At 71.5% G+C, this 25,134-nt stretch carries 18 protein-coding genes; 11 read left to right on the plus strand and 7 right to left on the minus strand.

Annotated features, from left to right (window positions below; genetic code table 11):
• The first annotated feature begins 14 nt into the window (after nt 1–14).
• Genes AB0J87_RS05650 through AB0J87_RS05660 form a run of 3 tightly spaced genes read left to right on the plus strand, consistent with a single transcriptional unit; the run spans nt 15 to nt 3,510 of the window.
• Nucleotides 15–521: a PadR family transcriptional regulator gene (locus AB0J87_RS05650; protein ID WP_350729978.1), complete on the plus strand. Its 507-nt coding sequence runs from the start codon at nt 15–17 to the stop codon at nt 519–521.
• Nucleotides 518–1,246: an ABC transporter ATP-binding protein gene (locus tag AB0J87_RS05655; RefSeq protein ID WP_350729980.1), complete on the plus strand. Its 729-nt coding sequence runs from the start codon at nt 518–520 to the stop codon at nt 1,244–1,246. The genes AB0J87_RS05650 and AB0J87_RS05655 overlap by 4 nt, the downstream gene beginning before the upstream one ends.
• Nucleotides 1,243–3,510 (plus strand): FtsX-like permease family protein, encoded by a 2,268-nt coding sequence (locus AB0J87_RS05660; RefSeq protein WP_363962773.1) that lies wholly within the window; start codon nt 1,243–1,245, stop codon nt 3,508–3,510. Before AB0J87_RS05655 ends, AB0J87_RS05660 begins: the two co-directional genes overlap by 4 nt.
• On the opposite strand, the gene treS is transcribed toward AB0J87_RS05660, so the two are convergent.
• Both treS and AB0J87_RS05670 read right to left on the minus strand, forming a co-directional pair.
• Nucleotides 3,497–5,212, minus strand: coding sequence for a maltose alpha-D-glucosyltransferase (treS, locus tag AB0J87_RS05665; RefSeq protein ID WP_355191382.1), 1,716 nt, complete (start codon nt 5,210–5,212; stop codon nt 3,497–3,499). The two genes, AB0J87_RS05660 and treS, sit on opposite strands and share 14 nt — an antisense overlap.
• Nucleotides 5,213–5,476: 264 nt before the next feature.
• The gene (locus AB0J87_RS05670) at nt 5,477–7,111 is read right to left on the minus strand and encodes an asparagine synthetase B family protein (protein ID WP_363962774.1); all 1,635 of its coding nucleotides are present in this window, start codon (nt 7,109–7,111) and stop codon (nt 5,477–5,479) included.
• 139 nt (nt 7,112–7,250) lie between these two features.
• On the opposite strand from AB0J87_RS05670, the gene AB0J87_RS05675 reads away from it, so the two are divergent.
• The 4 genes from AB0J87_RS05675 (at nt 7,251) to AB0J87_RS05690 (ending at nt 12,535) form a co-directional block, all read left to right on the plus strand.
• The gene (locus tag AB0J87_RS05675; protein WP_363962775.1) at nt 7,251–9,095 is read left to right on the plus strand and encodes a hypothetical protein; all 1,845 of its coding nucleotides are present in this window, start codon (nt 7,251–7,253) and stop codon (nt 9,093–9,095) included.
• 23 nt (nt 9,096–9,118) lie between these two features.
• Nucleotides 9,119–9,742: an anticodon-binding protein gene (locus AB0J87_RS05680; RefSeq protein WP_363962776.1), complete on the plus strand. Its 624-nt coding sequence runs from the start codon at nt 9,119–9,121 to the stop codon at nt 9,740–9,742.
• A gap of 124 nt (nt 9,743–9,866) precedes the next feature.
• On the plus strand, nt 9,867–11,249 hold the full coding sequence (gene lysA / locus AB0J87_RS05685) for a diaminopimelate decarboxylase (RefSeq protein ID WP_350729989.1): 1,383 nt from the start codon (nt 9,867–9,869) through the stop codon (nt 11,247–11,249).
• Complete coding sequence (locus AB0J87_RS05690; RefSeq protein ID WP_363962777.1) at nt 11,246–12,535, plus strand: homoserine dehydrogenase; 1,290 nt, start codon at nt 11,246–11,248, stop codon at nt 12,533–12,535. Before lysA ends, AB0J87_RS05690 begins: the two co-directional genes overlap by 4 nt.
• Here AB0J87_RS05690 and AB0J87_RS05695 read toward each other — a convergent pair.
• Genes AB0J87_RS05695 through AB0J87_RS05710 form a run of 4 tightly spaced genes read right to left on the minus strand, consistent with a single transcriptional unit; the run spans nt 12,532 to nt 18,165 of the window.
• Nucleotides 12,532–14,223, minus strand: a complete 1,692-nt coding sequence (locus tag AB0J87_RS05695; protein WP_363962778.1) for a glycosyltransferase — start codon at nt 14,221–14,223, stop codon at nt 12,532–12,534. The two genes, AB0J87_RS05690 and AB0J87_RS05695, sit on opposite strands and share 4 nt — an antisense overlap.
• The gene (locus AB0J87_RS05700; protein WP_363962779.1) at nt 14,220–16,235 is read right to left on the minus strand and encodes a glycosyltransferase; all 2,016 of its coding nucleotides are present in this window, start codon (nt 16,233–16,235) and stop codon (nt 14,220–14,222) included. Before AB0J87_RS05700 ends, AB0J87_RS05695 begins: the two co-directional genes overlap by 4 nt.
• Complete coding sequence (locus AB0J87_RS05705) at nt 16,232–17,731, minus strand: glycosyltransferase family 2 protein (protein WP_363962780.1); 1,500 nt, start codon at nt 17,729–17,731, stop codon at nt 16,232–16,234. Before AB0J87_RS05705 ends, AB0J87_RS05700 begins: the two co-directional genes overlap by 4 nt.
• Nucleotides 17,728–18,165 carry a hypothetical protein gene (locus tag AB0J87_RS05710; protein WP_363962781.1) on the minus strand — a complete coding sequence of 146 codons (438 nt, stop codon included), beginning with the start codon at nt 18,163–18,165 and terminating at the stop codon, nt 17,728–17,730. Before AB0J87_RS05710 ends, AB0J87_RS05705 begins: the two co-directional genes overlap by 4 nt.
• Before the next feature lie 223 nt (nt 18,166–18,388).
• On the opposite strand from AB0J87_RS05710, the gene AB0J87_RS05715 reads away from it, so the two are divergent.
• Together AB0J87_RS05715 and AB0J87_RS05720 are read left to right on the plus strand one after the other, a co-directional pair.
• Nucleotides 18,389–19,498 carry a glycosyltransferase gene (locus AB0J87_RS05715; RefSeq protein ID WP_363962782.1) on the plus strand — a complete coding sequence of 370 codons (1,110 nt, stop codon included), beginning with the start codon at nt 18,389–18,391 and terminating at the stop codon, nt 19,496–19,498.
• Entirely contained in the window at nt 19,495–21,141 is a 1,647-nt protein-coding gene (locus AB0J87_RS05720; protein ID WP_363962783.1) for a glycosyltransferase, read from the plus strand. The genes AB0J87_RS05715 and AB0J87_RS05720 overlap by 4 nt, the downstream gene beginning before the upstream one ends.
• Nucleotides 21,142–21,169: 28 nt before the next feature.
• Here the strand turns inward: AB0J87_RS05720 and AB0J87_RS05725 are convergent, their stop codons facing one another.
• Nucleotides 21,170–22,678, minus strand: a complete 1,509-nt coding sequence (locus tag AB0J87_RS05725; RefSeq protein WP_363962784.1) for a glycosyltransferase — start codon at nt 22,676–22,678, stop codon at nt 21,170–21,172.
• 158 nt (nt 22,679–22,836) lie between these two features.
• Between AB0J87_RS05725 and thrC the strand changes: the two genes are divergently transcribed.
• A complete protein-coding gene (gene thrC / locus AB0J87_RS05730) occupies nt 22,837–23,895 on the plus strand; it encodes a threonine synthase (RefSeq protein WP_363962785.1) in 1,059 nt (352 codons plus the stop codon).
• Nucleotides 23,896–23,907: 12 nt separating this feature from the next.
• Complete coding sequence (thrB, locus tag AB0J87_RS05735) at nt 23,908–24,834, plus strand: homoserine kinase (RefSeq protein ID WP_363962786.1); 927 nt, start codon at nt 23,908–23,910, stop codon at nt 24,832–24,834.
• Nucleotides 24,835–25,134 lie beyond the last annotated feature (300 nt).

Raw genomic sequence — 25,134 nt, forward strand, 5'->3', positions numbered from 1 at the left:
GGGGAGGTGGGGCGGTGCGGCTTCACCTGCTGGCGCTCCTGGCTAAGGAGCCGGCCCATGGGTACGAGCTCAAACAGGCGCTGGAGCAGACGTTCGGCAGCGCCTATCCGTCCCCCAACATCGGCCAGATCTACGTCACGCTCGGCAGGCTGGAGAAGGACGGCCTCGTCCGGGCGGTGGACGTGGAGCAGTCCAACCGGCCCAACAAGAAGGTCTACTACCTCACCGCCAAGGGCCGGGACGTGCTCACGCTCTGGGTGGACGAGCCCACCGAGGGCCCCAGGGTGCGCGACGAGTTCTTCATGAAGCTCGTGCTGGCCCCGCTCACCGGCATCGCCGACCGGATGGCGCTGATCAGTCGTCAGCGCCGCCACTACCTGTCGCTCATGGGCGATCTCAACGACCTCCTGGCCCGCACTGCGCCGACCGACCGGGTGGCCATCCTCCTCATCGAGGGCGCCATGCTCCACCTGCAGGCGGACCTTGACTGGCTGGAGCGTTGCCAGGAGGATCTGGCATGAGCGCGGTTGTGAAAACGGTCAATCTGGTCAAAATCTACCAGGATGGCGCAGTGCCCGTGCCTGCCGTACGCGGCGTGGACCTGCAGGTCGAGCCGGGTGAGTTCGTCGCGATCATGGGTCCGTCCGGCTCCGGGAAGTCCACGCTCGTCCACATGCTGGGCGGGCTCGACACCAGGACGAGCGGCGAGATCTGGCTCGACGGCAAGCGCGTCGACACGCTCTCGGAGAGCGCCTGGGCGCTGCTGCGGCGCAAGAAGGTCGGGTTCGTCTTCCAGTTCTTCAACCTCGTCGCCAACATGACCGTGGGCGACAACGTCGAGCTGCCCGCGCTGCTGGCCGGGGCCTCGCCGAAGGTGGCCCGCGAGCGCAGGGAGAGCCTGCTCGGCGCGCTCAACCTCACCGACCGCGCCGACGCCTCGCCCGCCCAGCTCTCCGGAGGCGAGCAGCAGCGGGTCGCGCTGGCCAGGGCGCTGGCCAACCAGCCCAGCGTGCTGCTGGCCGACGAGCCCACCGGCAACCTCGACAGCCGCAACACCCGCGACGTGCTCCGCCTGCTCAGCGACGTCCACAAGGAGGGCCAGACGATCGTGATGGTCACCCACGACGCGCGCGTGGCGAGCCTGGCCGACCGGCTGGTGTCGCTGTTCGACGGGGAGATCGTGGACGACGGCCGCATCGCGCGCCGCCGCACGCGCACGGCCGGCGAGGTGATCGACCTCAGATGAGTGCGTCTTTGGCGGGGAGCCGGTGGATCAAGGCCGACCTGCGGGCCCGGAAGGGCCAGGCGGTGCTGACGGTGCTGACCGTGGCCGGGATCGTGGCCGCGCTGATCACCGCGGCGACCCTGCTCGAGGAGGGCACCAACCCGTGGCGCAGCCTGTTCGCCCAGACCGACGGCGCCCACGTCTGGCTCTACACCGACGACAGCCCCCAGGCTGACCTGAGCGGCATCGACGGCGTGACGCAGATCGCGGGCCCGTACCGCTCGGCGCCCGTGACCGTGGCACAGGAGGGCAAGAAGGAGCCCGCGGCGCTGCGCGCGATGCCCGCCGCGCCGCCGCAGGTGGCGCACCCGCTGGTGGCCGAGGGCAGGTGGCTGGATCCCTCCCAGCCCGACGGCGTGGTCGTCGAGCGCTCGTTCGCGACCTCGCTGCGGCTCAGGATCGGCGCGCCCTTCACGATCATCGCGCTCAGCGGCAAGCGCCACACCCTGTACGTACGCGGCATCGCCGACTCCGCCGAGCAGGGCTTCTACCCCCAGTGGACGCCCGGCCTGGCCTACGTCCTGCCCGTCATGCTCGACCGCATCGAGCCCATGCTGGGCCGCAGCGAGTGGGTGACCGGGCTGCGCCTGGCCGACCCCGACGCCACGCAGGTCGTCTCGCAGCGCGTGGTCGTCATGCTGGAGGACAAGCTCCAGCGGGTCTACACCTGGCGCGAGGTCAGGGCCGCCATGGAGCTGGACAACCGGCTGCTGGGCACGCTGCTGGCCCTGTTCGGCGTGGTCGGGCTGGTGGCCGCCGCGCTCGCCCTGGCCAACGCGGCCGGCGGCCGGGTGCTGGCCCAGCTCCGCGACCTGGCCACGCTCAAGTCGATGGGCTTCACCAGGGGCCAGCTCGCGCTGCTGCTCCTGGCCGAGCACGGCGCGCTGGGCCTGCTCGGCGTCGCGATCGGTGCCGTGGTGGGCTGGGGCGTGATGGCGGCGATGCTCGGCGCGACGTCCGTGGCGCCGATCCCCGTGCTGGCCATCGTCGCGGGCACGGCCCTGGTGGTGCTGGCCGCCGTGGGGCTGCCCGCGTGGCGCGGCGGCCGCACGCCGCCGATCCCCGACGCGCCCGCCCTGCCGCCGCGCGGCCGCCTGTCCAGGCTGGCCCGGCTGGCCCTCCTCGTACGCCTCCCGCCCGCCCTCGTCCTCGGCACCAGGGACGCCTTCACCAGGCGCGTGCCGGCGTTCCTGACGGCGTTCGGGCTGGCCGTGCCGATGATGATGGTCACCATCGGGCTGGGCGTCTGGGCGACGCTCGACAACTTCGCCGACCACCCCGAGCAGGTCGGCCAGCACGCGAGCCTGTACGTCAGGCCGGGCAAGGCGGAGCCGGCCGAGGCCGAGCGCGTCGCCAAGCTGGACGAGGGCGTGGAGACGGTTTATCCGGGCACCGACGTGGACGCCCTGGCGCCCGGCATGGCCCGTTCGGTCCGCGTGCGGGCCATCGGCAGCTCGACGGAGCCGTACCCGTTCCCGGTGGTCGAGGGGCGCATGTACGGCCGTCAGGGGGAGGCGGTGGCCGGGCAGGGCCTGCTCGACCTGCTGGGCATCAAGATCGGCGACCGGGTGCGGCTGACCGTGGGCGGCACGCCGCTGATCGTCAGGATCGTCGGCAGGACCGTCGAGCCCGACCTCGACGGCGAGGTGATCTCCGTGGGGCTCGACAGCCTGGCGGCCAAGGACTCGGTGCCGCCGGAGTACTACGCGCTCGCCCTCAAGAGGGGCGCGGACCCCGCCGAGGTGCGCGGGCGGCTGCTGTCGGAGTCGGCCGAGAGCCTCGACGTGCAGGCCGCGGTCAACCCGGCGGACCGGCTGTCGATCATCCGGGTGGTGATCGTGGCGCTGATCGCCGTGCTGATGCTGATCGGCCTGGCCAACCTGCTCACCGCCAGCGCGCTCGGGCTGCGCGACCACGCGTTCGACCTGGCCGTGCTCAAGGCCATGGGGCTGACGCCGCGCCAGGTCATGGCCACGCTGGTGACGGGCACCGGGCTGCTGGTCGTGCTCGGCGTCGGCGTGGGCGCCGCGGCGGGCATGTCCGTGGTGACCGGGCTGATCGACCTGCAGGGCCACACGAGCGGCGTCGGCGCGGGCATCGGGCGCGCGCCCTCCGCCCTGACGCTGGCCGTCGCCGTCGTGGGAGCCGTGGGCACGGCCCTCGCGGTGGCGCTCATTCCCGCCCGCCGCGCGGCCCGTGCCCAGGTGCCGGTCACGTCGCGCTGAGAGCGGCCTTTTCCTTCTTCTTCAGCGCGAACCAGTAGAAGCCGTGCCCCGGCAGCGTCAGCAGGTACGGCAGCTCGCCGACCGGCGGGAACTCCACCCCGCCCCGCGCCTCGACCGGGACCATCCCCTCGAACCTGCGCAGGTCCAGCTCGACCGGCTGCGGGAACTTCGACAGGTTGTTCACGCAGAGCATGATGTCGTCGCGGTCCTCGCGGACGAAGGTGAGCACGGAGGGGTTCGACGACCACATTTCCGTGTACGCCCCCACGCCGAACACCGGGTGGTTGCGCCGGATCTCCAGCATCTTGCGGGTGAAGTGGAGCAGCGAGCCCTCATGGCGCTGCTGGGCCTCCACGTTGACCGCCTGGTAGCCGTAGATCGGGTCCATGACCGCGGGCAGGTAGAGCCGTCCGGGGTCGGCGGAGGAGAACCCGGCGTTGCGGTCGGGGCTCCACTGCATCGGCGTGCGGACCGAGTCGCGGTCCTCCAGCCAGATGTTGTCGCCCATGCCGATCTCGTCGCCGTAGTACATGACCGGCGAACCCGGCAGGCTCAGCAGCAGGGCCGTGAACAGCTCGATCCGGTCCCTGTCGTTCTCGAGCAGCGGGGCCAGACGCCGGCGGATGCCCAGGTAGGCCCGCATGCGCGGGTCCTTGGCGTACTCCTTGTGCATGTAGTCGCGCTCTTCCTCGCTCACCGTCTCGAGCGTGAGCTCGTCGTGGTTGCGGAGGAAGATGCCCCACTGCGCCTTGTCGGGCAGCTTGGGCGTGCGCGACATGATCTCGGAGATCGGCTCGCGGGTCTCCTTCTTGACCGCCATGTAGATGCGCGGCATGAGCGGGAAGTGGAAGGCCATGTGGCACTCGTCGCCCCCGGTGGTGGGGTCGCCGAAGTATTCGACCACGTCCTCGGGCCAGCCGTTGGCCTCGGCCAGCAGCACCCGGTCGGGGTAGAGGCGGTCCACCTCGGCCCGGACCTTCTTCAGGTACGCGTGCGTCTCCGGCAAGCCCGAGCACGCGGTGCCCTCACGCTCGAACAGGTACGGCACCGCGTCCAGCCGGAAACCGTCGATGCCCAGGTCCAGCCAGAACCGCAGGACCTCCAGCATGGCCTCCTGCACCGCCGGGTTGTCATAGTTCAGGTCCGGCTGGTGGTGGAAGAAACGGTGCCAGTAGTACTGCTTGCGCACCGGGTCGTAGGTCCAGTTGGACTCCTCGGCGCCGATGAAGATGATCGGCGCGTCGGGATAGCCACCAGGGTGGTCCGACCACACGTAGAAGTCGCCGTACGGACCCTCGGGGTCGTGCCGGGACGCCTGGAACCAGGGGTGGCGATCGCTGGTGTGGTTCATCACGAGGTCGGTGATGATCCGCAGGCCACGTTCGTGAGCCTTCTCGATCAGCTGCACGAAGTCACCCAGGTCCCCAAAGTCCGGGAGGATCTTCATGTAGTCCGAGATGTCATATCCGCCGTCGCGCAGGGGCGACTCGTACAGCGGCAGCAACCACAGGCAGTCCACGCCGAGCCACTCGAGGTAGCCCAGCTTCTCGATGAGACCGCGAAGGTCGCCGGTGCCGTCGCCGTTGGAGTCCTTGAACCCCCGGACGAGAATCTCGTAGAACACCGCCCGCTTGTACCAGGCAGGATCCTCCGAGACGAACGCCTCGGAGATCGGCTCCGGCAATGGGGATGCGTTGATCATAATGTCGCTCACAGGAAGAGATGTGGGCAGGACGAAGTCACCGGTTACCCCGGCGTTACTATCTGGTGACCGCGCCGCGTGGAGTCGTCATCCCTGCGAACTCCACTGCCCTGAAACGAGACCGGATTTGTGATCTGGTGCCCGTTTGTGCGGCGCTTACGGGCCGAACACTACCAGCCCGTTGGCTTTCCGGAACCCGCTTCTGCTGTACGAGGGTTAATACCCGTGAGATCCGTACGTAATCGCCCTGTTACCGAGAGTTCACTAAAAAGGTGGCGCGAGGTCCGAGAGGTCGTTCTCGAAGTCGCTCAGCCACAGCCCGAAGAGCACCAACCCCCGCACCCAGAACCGATCATTCCAGCCGTTGAACCTGGTCAGAGCGTCGGGACCGCCTGAGACCACCTCGTGCAGCTCGTCTGACAGCAGTCCCGGCACGCTTCTCACCACAGTCTCCAGCATGCGGTGCGAATAATTTCGGGCGGGGGCGGCCGTCGAACGCAGCGGCACCCTTTGGAGCGGCTGCTTGACCACATTCGTCGAGGGGAGTGCGGCCACCCGTGGATTGGCCGCGTGGAGCACTTCGCGGTAGAAACGGCCCTTGTCCTTGCGGGCCACGCCGACCGACAACGCGGCGTCGAAGAAGCGCGGGTCGATGAACGGCGCCGCGAACGACGCCTCGGGCCCCACCAGGTTCACCGCGGAGCGCGCGATGCCGCGCACGGTCCTGGTGTGCAGCACCGACAGCGGCAGCTCGGCGCGGTGCCCGTGGAGCATGGAGGTGGCGGCCAGGAACTGCTCGCGCACGGTCTCCTCCATCCACTGGGCGGCGGCCTTGGACAGGAACGGCTGCGAGGGAGCCCCCAGCGACAGAGAGCCGAGCACGGCCGCCGAGCGCTCGGCCTGCGTCGTGGCCTCCAGCGCGGCCCCGCTGACCATGAAGTTCTTCAGCAGCGGCCCGCCGGCCAGGCCGTCGACCAGGACCCGGCCCGCCTTGTGCACCTCCTTGGCGAAGGGCGCGTACCAGGCGTGGTGCGGCGTCAGGTATTCGAGCCTGCGGGCCACCTCCACGACGTCGTCCGGGTAGTCGGCGGCGTCCTGGGTGATCACCCGGTGGGCGATGCCCAGCTCCCTGGTGATCGACCTGGCGAACGCGATGTCGGTGTCGGTGCCGTCGTCCGGGCTGGTCGTCCAGGACTCGACGTCCATCCCGCGGGCCTTGGCCACGCTCGCCAGCAGCCGCGAGTCGTAGCCGCCGCTGACCGGCACGAGCAGCTTGCGGCCGTCGTAGTCCTGGTAGACCTCGTCGAGCAGCTCGACGATCTCGCGCGGGCTGATCCACCGCTCGTACGGCTCCGAACGCAGCCAGCGCGGCAGCCTGCGCTCGGTCGCGAGCCTGCCGTGCCGCCACACCAGGGCGCTGGAGCCGGGCAGCCGCTTGACGCCCGCGTACGGCGTCGCCTCGCCCAGCGGGAACGTCACCTGCAGGATCGACGCCCACGCCGACCAGTCGATCTCGACCGGCACCAGGCTGAGCAGCGGCTGGATCTGCGACGAGAAGTAGACCGCGTCGCCGAGGCGGACGTAGTAGACGTCCACGAGGCCCAGGGCGCCCGTGTGGAGCGTGACACTGTCGGCGTCGCCGATCAGCCCGGGAGTCTCGAACGTCTCCGCGACCGTCATCCAGTCGTCGTCGCCGGACGGCTTGCGCTCGCCCCAGGAGAACGCGTACGCGTGCCCCAGGCGGTGGTAGGGCGGCAGCGGCGCCGAGCTGAACAGCGCCGCGTCGGCCGACTGGAGCGCGGGCAGGAGTCTCGGGCCCGCCGCGGTCAGTTTGCCGAGTATGGCGGGGTCGATCCGGCCGAGAGCGCCGCAGACGTAGGGCCGCACGTTGAACTGCACCGGATCTCATCCCTTCGAGACGCTTCAGGCAAAAAGAGTATCCTTTGCCGGGCTGAGGGAGCGGAGGTCGCGTGAGCGAGCGCAGCGAGGGAACAATCGGATACAGCGTCTTGGTCACCGGGCCGACGAAGGAGGCCCGGTGACTACTGAGCTTGAAAGCACACGCCGGGCGTTGCGGGATGCCGTCGCGCAGGCCGAGCGCGCCGCCGAGCTGGCCAGGCTGCTGGACGCCGCCGAGGCCAAGCTGGCCGCCGCCGAGCAGAGCGCCGCGGAGGCCAGGTCGCTGGCCGAGCGGCTGAGCGAGGTCGAGGATCGGCTGGAGGTCGAGCAGGCGGCCGCCGACAAGCTGCGCAGGGAGCTGGCCGAGCAGCGCTTCCAGGCCGAGGTGGCCAACTGGAAGCTGTCCTCGATCAAGGTCGCCCGCTGGAACCGCCTCGGTGACGCGATCAAGAGCGGCAAGAGCAACCCGGTCAGGCTGGCCAAGGGGCTCAGGGGCGCGGCCAAGCCCGTCAAGCGGCCCATCGCGCCCAAGCGCAAGCCCCCCACGGCCGCCAAGGCCAAGGACGAGCGCCCCGGGGCGGCGTTCCAGGCCACCACCACGACCAGGACGCTCGGGGGCGCCTCCTTCAAGCTCAAGCCCTTCCGGGTGCCGACGGGACCCAACACCAGGCCGCACCTGACGGCCGCGGTCATCGCTGACCCGCACGCCGAGGCGCTGCTGCGGTACGAGTGGCGGCAGACGACCGGCTTCACGCCGCGCGACTTCGCCAGGGTGCTCCCGCTGGAGGTGCCGCACCTGCTGGTGGTCGAGTCCGTCGAGCACGGCCCGTGGGCCGAGGAGATCACCGGTGAGCCGGGCGAAGGGCTCAAGGCGCTGCTGGCCTGGTGCGCCGAGCGCGGCATCCGCACGGTCTTCTGGCACACGCGGGGCGACGTGGCCGCGTACGCGGCGGCGGCCGAGCTGTTCGAGCACCGGTTCACGACCGATCTCACGGTGGCCTGGCCGCGGTTGCAGTTCGGGGTGCAGCCGCGGGTGCACAACCCGCTGCCGCTCTCCGGCGGGCGCATCGACCGGCTCCTCACGCTGGACCAGCTCCTGCCCGGGCACCTGACGTACCCCGACGTGCTGACCTCCTACCGCTGGCCGGCCGCGGTGGACTGCCCGCCGGGCACGCCCCAGTGGCGGTTGGCCGAGCTCGCCGCCTGCGGCACGCCCATCGGCACCGAGGCCGACACGCGGCGGGCGCACGTGGCGCTGCGGCGGGCGTACCAGATGGGCACGATGACCGAGCGGGTCGACGAGCTCCTCGACGCGATCGGCCTGCCCAGCGCCCGCGCCACGCTCAACACCTCGGTGCTGCTGCCGATCATGGACCCGTACCTGATGGAGCACGCGCTGGCGCAGGTCGCCAAGCAGTCGGGGGTCGACCAGCTCATCGTCATCGGGCCGCCGGAGTCGGAGCTGCGGGCCCGCGACGTGCTGCCGGACGTGGAGGTCGTCTACCGCCGCCCGCACCCGGCGATGACCGAGGGCGCGATGCTCGACGCCGGCATCGACCTGTGCGAGGCCGACCTGGTGGCGGTCATGGACCCGCGCGACGTCTACGGCCCGCACTACCTGTCGGACCTGCGGCGGGCGTTCCTCTTCAGCACCGCCGACATCGTCGGCAAGGCGGCCTTCTACGCCCACCTCCGCAAGCCGCAGGCCACGCTGCTCAAGCAGCCCGAGGCCGAGTACGCCCACCTCCCCGAGATCGCCGGGGCGACCCTCCTGGCCCGCCGCAACACCCTGCGTGAGATCGGTTTCGCCGACCTCACGGACGGGTGGGACGAGGTGCTCATGCGGCAGTGCCGGACGGACGGGATCAAGGTGTTCTCGGCCGACCGGTTCGGCTACGTGCGGGTACGCGACGAGGACCGCTGGCTCCTCGGGGCGGCCCACCTGGTCGAGTACGGCTCCGCCGAGCCGCACGCGCTCATCTGAGCCCCCGGGGCTAGGGTTCGACCATGACACCCGCGGAACTGGCCCAGGTGCTGGGGGAGCCGCCGGTGCCCGAGGGGACGTGGGAGGGGGAGGCCGTCTACCTCTCCGCCGCGGCGCTGCGCCGGAAGGTCCCCGCCGAGTCGCTCGCCGGGCGGGCGCGGGAGCTGGACGGGGTGTCCCTGGTGGAAGTCCGGCGGGACGGGTTCCTGCGGATCGTCGTCGGCGAGCCGGGGGAACTGCTGGCGGGCGTCGAGCCGCTCGACATCCCGGAGCCCCCGTGGCCGGACTTCCCGCGGACCTGGGACAACCCCGGGTTCGTGGTGCGGTACGGGCACGCCCGGGCCCGCGCGGTGCTCAGGTGGGCGCGGGAGCTGGGGGTGCCGTCGGAGGGGTTCAGGGGGGAGCTGCTCGACGGCCCGTACGACCGGCGGGTGCTGCGGGTGCTGGCCGAGCTGCCCGGCCGGAAGGTCAGCAGGGAGCCGGGGTGGGAGACGTACCTCGTGCGGCTGGCTCTGGCCTATCACGACGCGCATGAGCACGCGCCCGCCGTCCCGGTCGGCGACGAGGCGCCGGGGCCGGTGCACACGGCGCGGGTGCGGCTGGCCGAGACTGTGACTGGTGTGCTTCCTGGGCCGGAACGGATGTAGCGGGTCGCAAAATATTCGGCCAAACGGCGAAAAATCGTAAAAATATCCCTTCTGGGGCTTGATCGCGTCTCGATACGTGGGCAGAGGGTCATGGCTTAGTTGCGGTTCCGATAGCCTCGATCAGGTGAGTCGATTCGTCCATCCCGCCGGGGACCGGCACGCCGAGATGCTGCCCCACGAGCGCCCTCCGCTGGCGCCCGCCGACCTCAACCGGATCAACCCAGCGATCTGGCCGCGAACGTCGACCCGGACCGATGGCACGCTCACTGTCGGCGGCGTCGACGTGCGCGAGCTGGCTCGCGAGCACGGCACGCCGCTCTACGTCCTCGACGAGGACGACGTGCGCTCGCGCATGCGCGACTACGCCACGGCCTTCGCCGGCTCCGAGGTCCACTACGCGGGCAAGGCGTTCCTGTGCAAGGAGATCGTCCGCTGGCTCGACGACGAGGGCCTCGGGCTCGACGTGGCCAGCGGCGGCGAGCTGGCGGTGGCGCTCAGCGTCGGGTTCCCGCCCGAGCGCATCACCATGCACGGCAACAACAAGTCCGTCTCCGAGCTGACCAGGGCGCTGGAGGTCGGGGTCGGCCACGTCGTGGTCGACTCGTACGAGGAGATCGCCCGGCTCGGCCACCTCGCCCAGCAGCTGGGCAAGCGGCCCAAGGTGATGATCCGGGTGACCACCGGGGTCGAGGCGCACACGCACGAGTTCATCGCGACGGCGCACGACGACCAGAAGTTCGGGCTGTCGCTCAACACCGGGGCGGCCGCGGAGGCCGTACGCCGGATCCTCGCCCTGCCGCAGCTCGAGCTCGTCGGGCTCCACTCGCACATCGGCTCCCAGATCGTCGACACGGCCGGGTTCGAGGTGGCGGCCAGGCGCCTGACCGCGCTGCTCGTGCAGATCAAGGAAGAGCACGGCGTCGTGCTGCCCGAGCTCGACCTGGGCGGCGGCTACGGCATCGCCTACGTCGAGGGCGACGAGGCGCCCGACATCAAGGAGCTGGCCGACGGGCTGCGCGAGATCGTCACCAAGGTGTGCACGGACGCGGGCCTGCCCGTGCCCAGGCTGACCGTGGAGCCGGGGCGCACCATCGTCGGGCCCGGCGGCATCACCCTCTACTCGGTCGGCACCGTCAAGGACGTCGAGGGCCTGCGCACGTACGTGAGCATCGACGGCGGCATGAGCGACAACGTGCGCACCGCCCTCTACGGCGCCGAATACACCGCGGCGCTGGTCAGCCGCGAGAGCACCGCCGAGCCCATGCTCAGCCGCCTGGTCGGCAAGCACTGCGAGAGCGGCGACATCATCGTGCGCGACTTCCACCTGCCCGCGGACCTCGCCCCCGGCGACCTGATCGCGGTGGCGGCCACCGGCGCCTACTGCCGGTCGCTGGCCAGCAACTACAACTACCTGCCCAAGCCCGCCGTGGTCGCCGTCTCCGGCGGCAAGTCGCGCGTGATCGTGCAGGGCGAGACCGAGGACGACCTGTTGAGGGGGCAGCTGTGAAACCGCTGAAAGTGGCGCTGCTGGGCTGTGGCGTCGTCGGCTCGCAGGTCATCAGGCTCATGCACGAGCAGGCCGCCGACCTGGCCGCGCGCATCGGCGCCCCGCTGGAGCTGGCCGGGGTCGCCGTACGCCGGCTCGGCCGCAAGCGCGACGTCGAGGTGGACCCCTCGCTGCTCACCACCGACGCCGAGGCGCTGGTCACGCGCGACGACGTCGACATCGTCATCGAGGTCATCGGCGGCATCGAGCCCGCCCGCGCGCTGATCGTCGCGGCCCTGTCCAAGGGCAAGTCCGTGGTCACCGCCAACAAGGCGCTGCTGGCCGAGGACGGCGGCACCCTGCACGAGGCCGCCAGGCAGGGCAACGGCGACCTCTACTTCGAGGCCAGCGTGGCCGGCGCCATCCCGCTGCTGCGTCCCCTGCGCGAGTCGCTGGCGGGCGACCACGTCAAGCGCGTGCTCGGCATCGTCAACGGCACCACCAACTACATCCTCGACAAGATGGACACCACGGGCGCGTCCTTCACCGACGCCCTGGAGGAGGCCCAGACGCTCGGCTACGCGGAGGCCGACCCGACGGCCGACGTCGAGGGCTTCGACGCCGCCGCCAAGGCCGCCATCCTGGCCGGGCTCGCCTTCCACAGCCGCGTGACGGCCGCCGAGGTGCACCGCGAGGGCATCACCGAGATCACCGCCACCGACGTGGCCTCGGCCAAGGCCATGGGCTACGTCATCAAGCTGCTGGCCATCTGCGCCCGCTCCGACGACGGCCGCTCGTTCGGGGTGCGGGTGCACCCCGCGATGATCCCGCGCTCGCATCCGCTGGCCGGGGTGCGGGAGGCGTACAACGCGGTCTTCGTGGAGGCGGAGTCGGCGGGGCAACTGATGTTCTACGGCAAGGGGGCGGGCGGGGCGCCGACGGCCTCCGCGGTCCTCGGCGACCTGGTGGCCGTCGCCCGCAACCGCCTGGCGGGCACGCGCGGGCCGGAGGAGTCGACGTACGCGGACCTGGTGGCCCATCCCATGGGCGACACGGTCACGCGCTGCCACGTGGCGCTCGACGTGGCCGACAAGCCGGGCGTGCTGGCGCGGGTGGCGGAGCTGTTCGCCAAGCACGACGTGTCGATCCAGACGGTGCGCCAGGAGGGGCACGGCGACGACGCCCAGCTCGTCATCGTCACCCACCGCGCCACGGACGCCGCGCTGTCGGCGACCATGGAGGGGCTGCGCGAGCTGGACATCGTCCGCGCCGTCGCCGGCGTCATGCGCGTGGAGGGCGACGACTAGCCTTCGCGCGCGGGGGAGTCGTCGGGGAAGGCCAGGGCGCGGACCTTGCGGACGGCTCGCTTGAGCACCGTGCGGTTCTGGGCGCGGGCGAGGCGGACCGCCTCCCTGCGCCAGGCCTCGGCCTTCTCTCGCCAGCGCGCCGCGTCCCTGGCGTTCTTGCCCGTCTCCCGCCGCAGTTGCGCGAGCTCCGCGCGGAGGGCGGCGGTGCGCTTGCGGTAGAGGGCGATCTTCTTCTCGTGCTCGGCGCTGAGCCGGTCGAGCTCCGGGACGGGCCTCTTGCGCGGCGGGTAGACGGCGGGGCGGCGCTTGAATCCCCAGCTCTCCCCGTCCAGCCACTCCAGGCCGAAGAGGGCGTCGATCAGGTCGTCCCACTCGTCGTCAGGGGCGGCCACCAGGGCGGCTCTCGACTCGGCGGCCGTGCGGTCCAGCCTGGCCATCGTGACGCCGTGCGCCGTCTCGTCCAGGGCCAGGCAGAGGGCGCCCAGGTCGTACTGCTCCATGTGGTCCACCAGGCGTTCCACCGTGTCCTCCGACGGGACCCAGCCGGGCGGCACCGAGAGCCGGAACGGGGCCGTCCCCTCCAGGGGGCTGGTCAGGTGGACGCGGGGGTCGCCGGCGAAGTTGGCCTGGATGAGGCGGAGGTCGAGGTGCGGGTCGGCGAGCGGGGAGCGGCGTCCGGCGGTCAGGGACTCCCAGGGGCCGGGGACGGTGACCCTGACGTCCGGGATCGTGCCGGCCAGGAGGCCGTCCACCGTCGCCCGCACGTCCTCGTACGGGCCCGCCGGCACCGTCGCGTCCACGTACGGCACCAGCCACTGGCGGCCCGGATCCGTGCGGAGATAGCGGCGGTAGGGGACCCGGTCGGCGACGAAAGGGTCGTTGTAGCGCTTGAGCGCCGCGAAGTCGCGCATCGCCGTCGGCAGCCCGACGTGCCAGGCGCGGGACTCCGGGTCCGGGACGAACACCACGCCCGCCTGGGTGAGCCGGTAGCCCAGCTCGGTGTCCTCGGCCAGCACCAGGGACGTGTCCAGACCGCCGATCGAGCGCAGGAGCTCGGCCGGGTACGACGCCGTGGCCCCCACGTGGATGCGGGTGGCCAGGGAGCTGGGGGCGGTGCGCAGGCCGTCGTGGTCCTGGATGATCTGCTCGGCCCAGTCGTGGCGGTGCGGTGACAGCGGGAAGAGCTCGCCCTCCTCGTCCGACTCCAGCGCCTGGCGTACCCGCTCCTGCGTCGGGAGGTCGGTCGCGGCGGTGAAGTCGATCCAGCCCAGCACCACCACGTACGGGGCCAGGTGGTGCCAGCGCAGCTGGGCCTCCACGTGGCGCCGGTGCGGGACCATGTCGGCGTCCAGGACGAGGACGACCTCGCCGGTCGCCGTGTCCAGACCCGCCTGAACCGCCCACGCCCGGCCCCAGCCGCCCGGCGGGCTGGAGATCAGCTTGGTCCTGGCCGGGACGAGCTCCGGGAGGTGGATCGGGGTGGCGCTGCCGTCGTCCACCACGATGACGTCGAGCAGGTGCTCGGGGTAGCTCTGGGCGGACAGGGCCGCCAGCGTGAGGTCCAGCGTCTCCTGGCGGTCGTGGGCCGGGATGACGACGGTGACGGTGAGCGTGGGATCCCAGGCGCCCAGAGCGGGCGGCGCGAGGACGCCGAAGTCGTTGCGGCGGATGCGGGGGACGCCGGTCATGGGAGAGGGCTCCCGTCCAGGGCCATGAGGGCGTTCGGGCGGAAGCCGCGCCACTGCTGTCTGTTGCGCTGCAGGAACGTCCCGATCGGCTCCTGCCAGGTGTGGTTGGCCGCCGGGCCCCTGCGCAGGATGTAGCCGAGCCCGTGCGTACGGTAGATCTGGCCCCCGGCCGCCTGCAGGGCCTCCTGGAACTGGGTGTCCACCGAGCGCCGCAACGGCCGGAACCCGCCCACCGCCTGGAAGGCCGAGCGCTCCACCAGGATCGTCCCGCCGGCGACGAAGCTGGTGATCTGCTCGGTGACCTGCCTGCGGTGCACGGTGACGTCGATGGAGGTCAGGTACACGAACTCCGGCACCGTGCCCACCACCTGGGCGCCCGAGTACGAGTGCGCCAGCAGCAGGTCGGACAGGAAGTCGGGGCCGTACCAGTCGTCGTCGTCCATCTTCAGCAGGAACGAACCCGAGGCCATGGCGGCCGCGTGGTTCAGCACCTCGCCGAACACGTCCTGGCGATCCGCCTCGAACACGGTCAGCTGGCCCTCGAACGCCTCGATCGCCTTGGCCACGTCCGGGTGGCCCTTCGGGACGCCGTGCAGCGCGAGGATCACCTCGAGCTCGGCGCCGCGCTGGCGGGCGACCTGGTCGAGCGCGAACGACACCATGTCGGTGCGGCGCGTGGCCAGCAGGACCGAGGTGAGCGGGGGCGCGGGGGCGGGCGCGCCGAGCTGCTCCCACCTCGCGGCGACGCCGTGCGTACGGAGCGCGGCGCGGCGCAGGCGGATGCTGTGCTCCTCGCGCCGGAGGTCGTCCGAGAGGTCCGGGCAGTGCTCGACGAGCTCGACGATCTCCTCGCCGAGCGCGCCCGCCCAGCGCGGCACGGCCTGCGCGCGCAGCGGCACCCCGGCGGCGGCCAGGCCGGTCAGCACCCGTACGGCGGCCAGGGGACCGCTGTGCGCGTGCCGCCAGTCCACGTCGACGCCGCGGATCTGCCGGAGCCTGGCCACGTCGGCGTCGGTGACCCCGCCGGACTCGGCGAACGACGTCACGACCTTGTCGTCCAGCACCACCGACCACCGGCCGTCCCGCTCCACCAGGGAGGCCAGGCCGCGGGAGGGGGTGGTGACGAAACCCTGGGGGTTCACGAGGCGTTCGTCCACGGGCGGGACCATGGAGGGCTCGCCCAGCACGTCGGGATCGGCCAGCGGGGAGTCGGCCATGCCCGGCCGTCCGAGGTGCTCCCAGGTCACCGCCCGCAACGTCGGCCGCTCGATGGGCGTCTGGTCCCCTGCCCACTCCACGGTTTCGGCGTCGTCATCGGCCGATGCCACGGCGTCCTGAATGGCGCTCGCACTTTCCATCGACGGGTGGCCGAGGGTGCGCAGGACCACGTCGCTGCCCGGCGCGCCGACCCGTTCGGGCACCGGGCCTGTCACCTCGGCGGGGGTCGCGTTGGGGTCGCCGGGGCGCCAGTCGGCCGCCCCGACGCCCGCGATCGCCGCCGCCGGGGCCGCGATCACGTCGAGGCGGTGGCCCGCGAACGCCCGCGCCGTCGCGGTCACGGTACGGCCCGCGGGCGTGACGGAGGAGAACCGGGCGTCGACCACCCAGACCCGGTTTTTGGGCTGGTAGACCCGCAGATCCGTCAAGGACCGCCACCGGTGCGCGGGGGTGGGGGTGGGGACCGGCGCGGGGTGGGCGGCGGGCGTGTCGAGCACGGCCACGACCACCCGCTCGGCCTGTGGCAGCAGCTTGTGCAGCGTCGCGATCCTTCGCAGGTCGGCCGGTGTCCTGGCGAGCACGAGGACCTCGCCCACCTGCTCGGCCTCGTGGGGCGGCTCCAGCAGGTCCCGATCGAGGTCCACGACCTGCCGGGCCTCGCAGGACGTTCCCGAGGAGCGCCGGCGGGCGGTCGCGCCCACCCCGGCGGGTGTGGCGTAGAGGGGGGCGACGTCGTCGATCCCGGCGAAGAAGACCCGCGCTCCGGGCAGCTCCGCCAGCAGTTGACGGATCATCCGGCGCTCCGCAGGTGCCTGATCAGCGAGCTCAGCCCGCCCCGTCCCGCGGCCTCGTCGGCGGGCGGGTCGGCGGACAGCCGTTCGACCTCGGCCGCGAGCCGCTCCACCTCAGTCCGCAGCTCCTTGACCTCCCGCTGCCGCTCCCCGGCCAGCGCCCGCCATTTCGCGGGCTCGCCGGCCAGCGGCTCGGCCTCCTCCGCCGGCGCGAACCCGTACTCGCCCCCGCTGACCCACTCCGACCCGAACATCTCGTCCACCAGGTCGTCGGCCCGGCCCTCGTGGAGCGCGGCGCGGGAGAAGGCGGCCGTGCGCTCCAGGCGGGCGGCCGCGACCCCGGAGGCGTCCTCCGACAGCGCGACGCTGACCAGGCCGAGCAGGTCGCCGTCCGCGTGGCTCACCAGCCTGGAAAGCGTGTCGGCGCCCAGCGTCCACCCGGTGGGAACGCGGAGCAGGAAGGGGGCGGGCGCGGCGGAGGCGGGTACGCTCTCCGCGAACATGACCCGGGGCTCGTGCGCGTAGAGATTGTGCAGCAGGCGCAGGTCGAGGAGGGGGTCGTCGAGGCTGGAGCGGCGTTCGCCGGTCAGCTTGGCCCAGGGGCCGACGAGGGTGACGGCCGCGTCGGCGAGGGTGCCCGCGAGGGCCGAGTCCACGCTCGCCCGCGTCTGCTCGTAGGTGGTCGCCGTCACGACGACCTGGACGTACGGCACCCGCCAGTGACGCCGGGGATGGCTGCGCAGCCAGCGCAGATCGGGGATGAGATCGCCCAGGAAGGACCAGTTGTGCCGGTGCACCTCCTTCTCCCGCAGCATCACGGTGGAGGCGCCGACGTGCCAGGCCCTGGCCTGCGCGTCGGGGACGAACACCGCCCCCGCCTGCGCCAGCCGGTATCCGAGCTCGGTGTCCTCCGCCATGTTCAGGGAGGTGTCCACGCCGCCCGCCGCGCGCAGCAGCTCGGCCCGTACGGACGTGGACGCGCCCGTGTGCAGCAGGTACGCGCTGGCGCCCGCGTCCCTGAGCCACCGGGTCGACTCCAAGGTCTTCCTCGTGTACTCGGACTGGACGCCCTCCTCGCCCGGCTCCTCGACGAACCGGACGTCCCCGATCACCACCGCGTGGTCGATCAGGTGGTGCCAGCGCATATGAGCCTCGATGTGGTCGTCCGCGAGGAGCATGTCGGAGTCGAGCCAGTGGATCACGTCCCCGGTGGCCGCGAGCTGCCCGGCCTGCCGGGCCGCGCCGCGTCCCCACCCGTCGGCCACGCGTACGACCCGCGCGCCCGCCACCTCCAGCGGCGGCTCGCTGCCGTCGTCCGCGACCACGACCTCGACCAGCTCGGCCGGGTACGTCTGCCGCGCCAGCGCCGGGACCGTGCGCTCCAGCGCCTCCGCGCAGTCGTAGGCCGGGATGACCACGGAGACCCGCAGCGTGGGCTCCCACGCCCCCACCGCCGGCGGCCGCAGCGCCCCGTAGTCGTTGTGCCTGACCCGCGTCATACGGAGTCCCTGGCCAGCGCGCGAACCTCCGCGCGCAGCTCCTCCACCTCTCGCGCCCGCGCCATGGCGTTGACCCGGTCCTCCCCGAGCGAGGCCAGGATGGCGCCGAGGTCGTCGGCCCGCCGTCCGGCGGAGTCCTCGACGGCCTGCACCAGCAGGTCCAGCCTCGTCTCGATGTTCTTGAGTGCGGTCGTGGTCCTCGCCAGCTCGGCCTCGTACTTCTTGATCCGCAGATCGATGCGGTGCGCCTTGCCGTCGAGGCGGCGCACGGTGAGCACGAGGAAGGCGAGGGCCGCCAGGGTGACCAGGAAGGCCACCGTGACCGCTGCCGCGCCGAAAGTGATCAGGCCGGCGAGGAGGAGCAGGGCGAGCACGCCGGCGGTGAGAGCTGCGAGGAGTGCGGCGGTCGCTGCCAGTCGGCGGGGCGAGAGCATCCGCGCATACCTTTCGTTTGGAACATCAGAGGCGTCGAGGACATCACGGGATTATTGACACCTTAATAAACAACAGGCACCTACCGTGCCACACCTTCCTGGAGGAAAACTGAGAATCACCTCCACTCCACCTGCGGCGTAGGGCCTGCCGAATGTGGAGGCTGCGTCTACCAGTGAGTAAAACGGGCGTAAGGTAGGCGCCGACCAAGTCCCAAGGAGGCCCATGTCCATCACCCCTTGTGGCTTCGCTCGTACGCCGGAGAAGGGGCTGGCCCGCCTGCACTGGACGCACGACGGCTGGGCGGTGGAGGGCCAGCGCCCCGATGTGCCCGCGCTGCGCCCGCTGCGCGGTCTGGAGATCGAGTGGCCCGCCGCCGAGGTGCCCTTGGAGGGATTGCTGCGGCTGGCCGCCGCCGGGGTCCCGCTGACCGCCGGCCGCGCCGCGCCGTGGGTGCCCGGCGACCTCGCCGCGCTGCTCACCGACCGCGGCTGGCTCGGCCACGCGGCCGACGGGACCGCGCGTTCGCTGGCCGACCTGCGGCGGGAGGAGCACAGCGTACGCCTGCGCCGCCTGGGGCACCGCGTCTCCAGGCCCTCGGTCAGCCCTTCGGTGAGCCCTTCGGTGAGCCCTTCGGTGAGCATTGTGATGTCGAGCAAGCGGCCGGGGATGGTGGGGACGGCGCTGGCCCAGATGGGCCGGCAGCGGGACGTCGAGGTCGAGGTGCTGCTCGGGCTGCACGGCGTGGGCTTCGAGGAGGTGCGGGAGGCGGTCGAGTCGTGTTCGCTGCCCGTGAAATGGATCGAGGTCTCTCAGGACGTTCCGTTCGGAGAGGTGCTCAACCGGTTGGCGGCCCTGGCGCGCGGCGACTACCTGGTGAAATGGGATGACGACGACTGGTACGGGCCGCGCCACCTGGGGGATCTGCTCATGGCGCTGGCGTACTCGGGGGCCGACGTGGTGGGGACGACGGCCGAGTTCTTCTACCTGGAGCCGCTGCGGGCCACGGTGCGGCGGACGACTTTCGCGAGTGGGGCGGCGTATCCGAGCGAGGTGTGGGCCGATCATGTGGCCGGAGGGACGATCTTGATTTCCCGGGCGAAATTTCAAGAAATTGGGGGATTTCCTAGGCTATCGCGGGCGGTTGATCTCGAGTTTCTCAAAGCAGCGCAAAAGGCTGGAGCGCGTGTCTACCGTACCCACGGGCTGGGCTATGTCCTGCGCCGGGGGCTCGGCGACGAGCACACCTGGCAGCTGCCCCTCGCCCACTTCCTCAAGGTGGCCGCCAACCAGTGGCGCGGCTTCCGCCCGAGCCTGCTGATGGAAGCCGCATGACCACCGATGTCACCGGTGCGGCCAGGGTGCGCGGCAACGACTACCGGACCCTCGAACCCCTCCAGGAAGACCTCACCCCGGAGCTCACGGTCAGCGTGGTCATCCCGGCCTACGGCGGGCAGGACAAGCTCGACCTGGTGCTCGCCGGGCTGGCCGGGCAGACGTACCCGGCGGAGCTGACCGAGGTCATCGTCGTCGACAACGGCAGCGCGCCCCCGCTGCGCCTGCCCGCCGTCCGCCCGGAGCGGACGCGCCTGATCGTCTGCGCGGAGCCGGGCCGGGCCAGCGCCCGCAACGCCGGGCTGGCCGAGGCGACCGGCGACGTGATCCACTGGCTCGACTCCGACGTGGTGCTCACCCCGGGCGCGATCGCGGCCCACATGCGCTGGCACCACGCCGCCCCCTACCTGGTCGTCACCGGCTACATCCGCTTCACCGACGCCGAGGTGCCCCGCGAGCTCCCCGACGACCTGGAGAGGCACTTCGAACCCGCGGAGCCGCACGCCTGGATCGTCGATCTCGTCGAGCGCACCGACGGCCTCACCGACAACCCCCAGCGCCCGTTCAGCTTGCACGTAGGGGGCGCGACCTCGGTCAACGCCCGGCTGATCGAGGCCGCCGGACCCATGGACGACGAGCTGATCCTGGGCCAGGACACCGAGATGGGTTACCGGCTCGGCCAGGCGGGCGCCGTCTTCGTGCCGGAGCCGTCGGCCCGCGCCTACCACCTCGGGCCCACCATGCGGATGCGCGGCAAACAGCCGATCGACCGGGTGAGCCACGCGTTCGTGGCCGACCGCATCCCGGCCTACCGGTGGCTGCGCGGGCATCCCGGGCGGCAGTGGAAGGTGCCGTACGTCACCGTGGTGGTGGACGGCACGGCGGGCTACGACTCGGTGCGCGCGACGGTGGACGCGCTGCTCGCCGGCACGTTACCCGACCTGTCCGTGCTCGTCCTCGGGCCCTGGGACACCCTCGACCGCGACCGTCGCTCCCCCCTGCAGGATCCCGACCTCGACCTGGTGCTGGTCCAGGGCCACTATCGCCACGAAGGCCGGGTACGCCTGTCCGCCACGGACTCCGTCGACCCCGCCGTGCCCTTCGTGCTGCGCCTGCCGTCCGGCTGGGTCCCCGGCGAGGACTCGCTCGCCCGCCTGCTCGACCTGGCCCGCGACGAGGGGCTCGGCCTGGTGAACGTGCTGCTCCGCGAGTCGTCCCAGGGGGTCCTCGCGGCCCGCCTGGAACGCGCGTCAGCCTTCGCCCGGGCCCGCATCGTGGTGACGCCGGGGGAGGACCTGGACGACGCGGTGGACTCGGTGTCGGGCGTCACCTGGGTGGAGGCGGAGACGTACGGCTTCACGACCGAGCCGGGGGCGATCCTCGGGCGGCGGGGGGCGTACCGGGCGCGCCTGGAGGCGCAGGCCGAGACGGCCCGGCTGGCCAAGGAGGCGGAGCGGCTGCGGGCGCAGGTGGCCAAGTGGCGGGACGAGGCGGGGCGCTGGCGCAAGTCGACCGTGGAGCTGCGGCGCGAGGTCGGCACGCTGCGCCGCCAGCTGGCCGCGGCCGGCCGCGCCCAGCAGAGCCTGCGGGTCCTGGTGTCGACGACCATGAAACGCGCCTTGCGCAAACGCCTGCGCGGCTGACCCGCCCGCCCCTTCGCGTGCCCGGGGGTCAGCTGGGGCGGAGGGCGGACTTGAGGCGGCGCAGCAGCGTGTTCTCCGGCGTGTTCTCCGGCGGCACCGAGACGGTCACCGGGGCGGCGGCCGAAGTCGGGGCGGGGATGGTGACCGGTTCGGGTCGCGCGGGAGCCGGCACGGGCCAGTAGCGGTCCGGCGGCTCGTGGCGTACCCCGTGGGTGGTGGCGATGAGGTCGTCCACGTCGGCGGTCCCCGGGTTGGCGAGCAGGACGGCGCGCCCGAGGGCGGAGGTGCGCTCCAGCCTGGCCGTGCGCCCGTCGGGCAGGTCGACGATCAGCACGCCGGTGAGGTCCTTCTGCACCGACTCGATCATGCGCTCCAGCGTCGCCCGGTGCAGCGGCACGTCGACCGGCCCCCGGTAGCGGAACGGCGTGGGCGCGGGCGTTGGGGCGGCCTCGTCGATCAGGCGGATGCGATCGTCGTGCGCGAACAGGTCACGCATCAGCCGCAGCTCGAAGCACGGGTCCGACAGGACGGACCGGCGCCCGGAGTTCAGCCGCGACCACGGCCCCACCAGCGTCACCACCACGTCCTGCAGCTTGCCGTCCAGCGCCGCCGCCACCGCCTGCCGCACCACCGACTCGGAGGTGTCCGTGACGTCGAGCACGATCTCCACGTACGGCACCAGCCACCGCCGCCCCCGGTCCTTGCGCAGGTCCCTGCGCAGCGGGATCCGGTGCGCCAGGTACGGCTCCACGGCCCGCACGGCGCGTTCCCTGTCGCGGTGCTGCGCGGGCAGCCCCAGGTGCACGGCCTGCGCGTCCATGTCAGGGACGAACACCACGCCGTGCATGGCCAGCCGGTAGGAGAACTCGGTGTCCTCGCCCCGCGCCACGTTCGGGTCGAGACCGCCCACTGCGTGGAAGACCTCCCGGGGCAGGGCGAAGGTCGGCCCCGTGCACACGTGGTACGGGTTGCGGCTCTTGCGCAGCCCGTCGGTCTTGGCGATCGTCGCCTCGGTGGAGCTGGACACGGCCCCGGCCAGGTCGAACAGCTCTCCCAGGTGCCCCGCCCTGAAGACCTGGCGCGGCGTGACCGGCGGCGCGTCCACGAACTTCTTCATCCCGATCGTGACGAGATAGTCCGTCACGTGGTGCCAGCGGGCCAGGGCCTCGATGTGCTCGCGGCAGGCCACCATGTCGGCGTCGAGACGCTGGATGATCTCGCCGTCGGCGGCCTTGGCGCCGGTGTTGACGGCGTTGGAGATGCCCCAGCCGTCGCGCACCCGTACGACGCGGGTGTTGGCGGGCCGGATCTCGGGCAGCAGGATGGGAGGCTCGCTGCCGTCGTCGACGACGAGGACCTCCATGAGATGGTCCGGGTACGTCTGCGCCGCCAGCGCCGCGAGTGTCAGGTCGAGCCGGTCCTGCCCGCCGTGAGCGGGTATCACCACGCTCACGGAAAGGGCGGGTGACCAGGTGCCGAGCTCCGGCGCCGCGATCGGCGAATAGTCGTTCTGCGTCAAAGCAGGACGCGCGTCCATGGTGGTGACCCCCTGGCCCGAGACCTTATCGGGAGATGCTGAGAATTTCCTGAATAGTGCCCCTGTCCAATGGATGTGTCCGGCCGGTGGACGCGGATCCGCGGCGGCCTGCCGCACCCCGTACACTCTGTGCCCAACACCGCAGGTAGGGAGTCATCATGAGCAGGTCGTGGCGTGGCCTCATCGAGGAATACCGCGAGCGTCTTCCTGTCACTCCGAAGACGCCTGTCATCACGCTGCTCGAGGGTGGCACGCCGCTGGTCCCCGCGAACCGTCTGTCGGCGCTGACGGGGTGCGAGGTCTACCTGAAGGTCGAGGGAGCCAACCCGACGGGCAGCTTCAAGGACCGCGGCATGACCATGGCCATCAGCAAGGCGGTCGAGGAGGGGGCCAAGGCGGTCATCTGCGCCTCCACCGGCAACACCTCGGCGTCGGCGGCGGCTTACGCCGTACGCGCCGGGCTGACCTGCGCCGTGCTGGTGCCACGGGGGAAGATCGCCATGGGCAAGCTGGCCCAGGCGCTCGTGCACGGCGCCACGCTGCTGCAGGTCGAGGGGTCGTTCGACGACTGTCTCGAGATGACCCGCAAGCTGTCGTCCAGCTACCCGATCGCGCTGGTCAACTCGGTCAACCCGTTCCGGCTGCAGGGCCAGAAGACGGCGGCGTTCGAGATCGTCGACACGCTGGGTGACGCCCCGGACATCCACTGCATCCCGGTGGGCAACGCGGGCAACATCTCGGCGTACTGGATGGGCTACCAGGAGTACGCGGCCGACGGGGTGTCGACCAAGCGGCCACGCATGTTCGGCTTCCAGGCCAGCGGGGCGGCGCCGATCGTCCAGGGCGCTCCCGTGTCCCATCCGCACACGATCGCCACCGCCATCCGCATCGGCAACCCGGCCTCCTGGTCGCTGGCCACGGCGGCGCGCGACGAGTCGGACGGCGTCATCCAGGCGGTGACCGACCGGCAGATCGCGGCGGCGTACAAGCTGCTGGCGCAGGAGGAGGGCGTGTTCGTGGAGCTGGCCTCGGCCGCCAGCGTCGCGGGGCTTCTCCAGGCCCACGCGCAGGGGCTCGTCGACCCGGGCCGGCGCATCGTCTGCACGGTCACCGGCAACGGGCTGAAGGACCCCGACTGGGCGATCTCGGGCGCGCCCGCGCCCGTCGTCATCCCCATCGACGTCCACGCCGCCGCGGCGGCGCTCAACCTCGCCTGACAGGGAGTTCATGTGCGGACCGTTGAGATTCGCGTGCCCGCCACCTCGGCGAACCTGGGTCCCGGGTTCGACGCGCTCGGGCTGGCGCTGAGCCTGTACGACGACGTCGAGGCCGCGCTCACCGACGAGGCCGGGGTTCGCGTCACCGTCGAGGGCGAGGGCGCGGGTGAGCTGGATCTCGGAGAAGGTCACCTGGTCGTCAAGGCGATGCGGGCCACCTTCGACCGCATGGGGATCACGCAACCCAGCGGGATCCGCCTGCACTGCCGTAACAGGATTCCGCACGCGCGCGGGCTGGGATCCTCGTCGGCCGCTCTTTGCGCGGGCATCCTGGCGGCCCGCGCTTTGGCTGAGGGCGAACAACTTTCTGAGCGCGGGCGATTTTCGGACGACGACGTTTTCGCGCTGGCCACGGAGATCGAGGGCCATCCCGACAACGTGGCCCCCTGTCTGGCCGGCGGACTGACCGTGGCCTGGTACGACCACTCCGGGGCGCCGCATATGGTGAAACTGGCTCCTGACGAGCGCATCCGCCCGGTCGTGGTCGTTCCTGTCACCCGGCTGGCCACGGAGACCGCACGGGGGCTGCTGCCGAAGGACGTGCCCCACAAGGACGCATCGTTCAACGCCGGCAGGGCTGCGCTGCTGATCGCGGCGCTGACCCGGCAACCGGAGCCCGAGCTGCTGCTCGCCGCCACCGAAGATCGACTCCATCAGCATTACCGCGCGCCTGCGATGCAGGACACCGCGAATCTGGTAGAACGTCTCCGTGCAGTGGGCGTGCCCGCCGTCGTTTCGGGAGCGGGTCCCACGGTCCTTGCGTTTTCGACATCGGATACGCAGGATTTGATCGCGCCAGAAGTGGGTAATGACTGGCACATCCAGCAAATGGACGTCGACCCGGTTGGTGCGAACGTTCAGTTCCCCGAGACACGCTGATGCCTCTTTAGACCTTCAGGGAATAGCCGTGTGCGCTGGTGATGTTAGGCTGGTAGCCGCACCAGATGCCCCCTTGGTGGGTGCGTGCTTGTCAGCCACACATCGCTGCATCATGTTTCACGTCGCGAGGCGTGAGCAGCGCGGCTGTCTCCCCGGACTCCGTTGCCTCCGGTTGGCCCACACCCGGTTGGCTCGAAACGAGGCGGCGACGACGGGGACCTGCGCGTTCGATCACATCGACATCTGGTTGGCGACAGCAATCTGGGGGGTGTCAGCCACGCGCCACGGCCCTGTGGCGGC

Origin of the sequence: Nonomuraea sp. NPDC049625 (assembly GCF_040675285.1) — a bacterium.
GTDB lineage: Bacteria > Actinomycetota > Actinomycetes > Streptosporangiales > Streptosporangiaceae > Nonomuraea > Nonomuraea angiospora_A.

What these genes read in the sequence shown, in the direction of transcription:
- AB0J87_RS05655 (WP_350729980.1), top strand. Translation starts at nt 518, where the DNA reads ATGAGCGCGGTTGTGAAAACGGTCAATCTGGTCAAAATCTACCAGGAT.
- AB0J87_RS05660 (WP_363962773.1), top strand. Translation starts at nt 1,243, where the DNA reads ATGAGTGCGTCTTTGGCGGGGAGCCGGTGGATCAAGGCCGACCTGCGG.
- treS (WP_355191382.1), bottom strand. Translation starts at nt 5,212, where the DNA reads ATGATCAACGCATCCCCATTGCCGGAGCCGATCTCCGAGGCGTTCGTC.
- AB0J87_RS05680 (WP_363962776.1), top strand. Translation starts at nt 9,119, where the DNA reads ATGACACCCGCGGAACTGGCCCAGGTGCTGGGGGAGCCGCCGGTGCCC.
- AB0J87_RS05695 (WP_363962778.1), bottom strand. Translation starts at nt 14,223, where the DNA reads ATGACCGGCGTCCCCCGCATCCGCCGCAACGACTTCGGCGTCCTCGCG.
- AB0J87_RS05700 (WP_363962779.1), bottom strand. Translation starts at nt 16,235, where the DNA reads ATGATCCGTCAACTGCTGGCGGAGCTGCCCGGAGCGCGGGTCTTCTTC.
- AB0J87_RS05705 (WP_363962780.1), bottom strand. Translation starts at nt 17,731, where the DNA reads ATGACGCGGGTCAGGCACAACGACTACGGGGCGCTGCGGCCGCCGGCG.
- AB0J87_RS05710 (WP_363962781.1), bottom strand. Translation starts at nt 18,165, where the DNA reads ATGCTCTCGCCCCGCCGACTGGCAGCGACCGCCGCACTCCTCGCAGCT.
- AB0J87_RS05715 (WP_363962782.1), top strand. Translation starts at nt 18,389, where the DNA reads ATGTCCATCACCCCTTGTGGCTTCGCTCGTACGCCGGAGAAGGGGCTG.
- AB0J87_RS05720 (WP_363962783.1), top strand. Translation starts at nt 19,495, where the DNA reads ATGACCACCGATGTCACCGGTGCGGCCAGGGTGCGCGGCAACGACTAC.
- AB0J87_RS05725 (WP_363962784.1), bottom strand. Translation starts at nt 22,678, where the DNA reads ATGGACGCGCGTCCTGCTTTGACGCAGAACGACTATTCGCCGATCGCG.
- thrC (WP_363962785.1), top strand. Translation starts at nt 22,837, where the DNA reads ATGAGCAGGTCGTGGCGTGGCCTCATCGAGGAATACCGCGAGCGTCTT.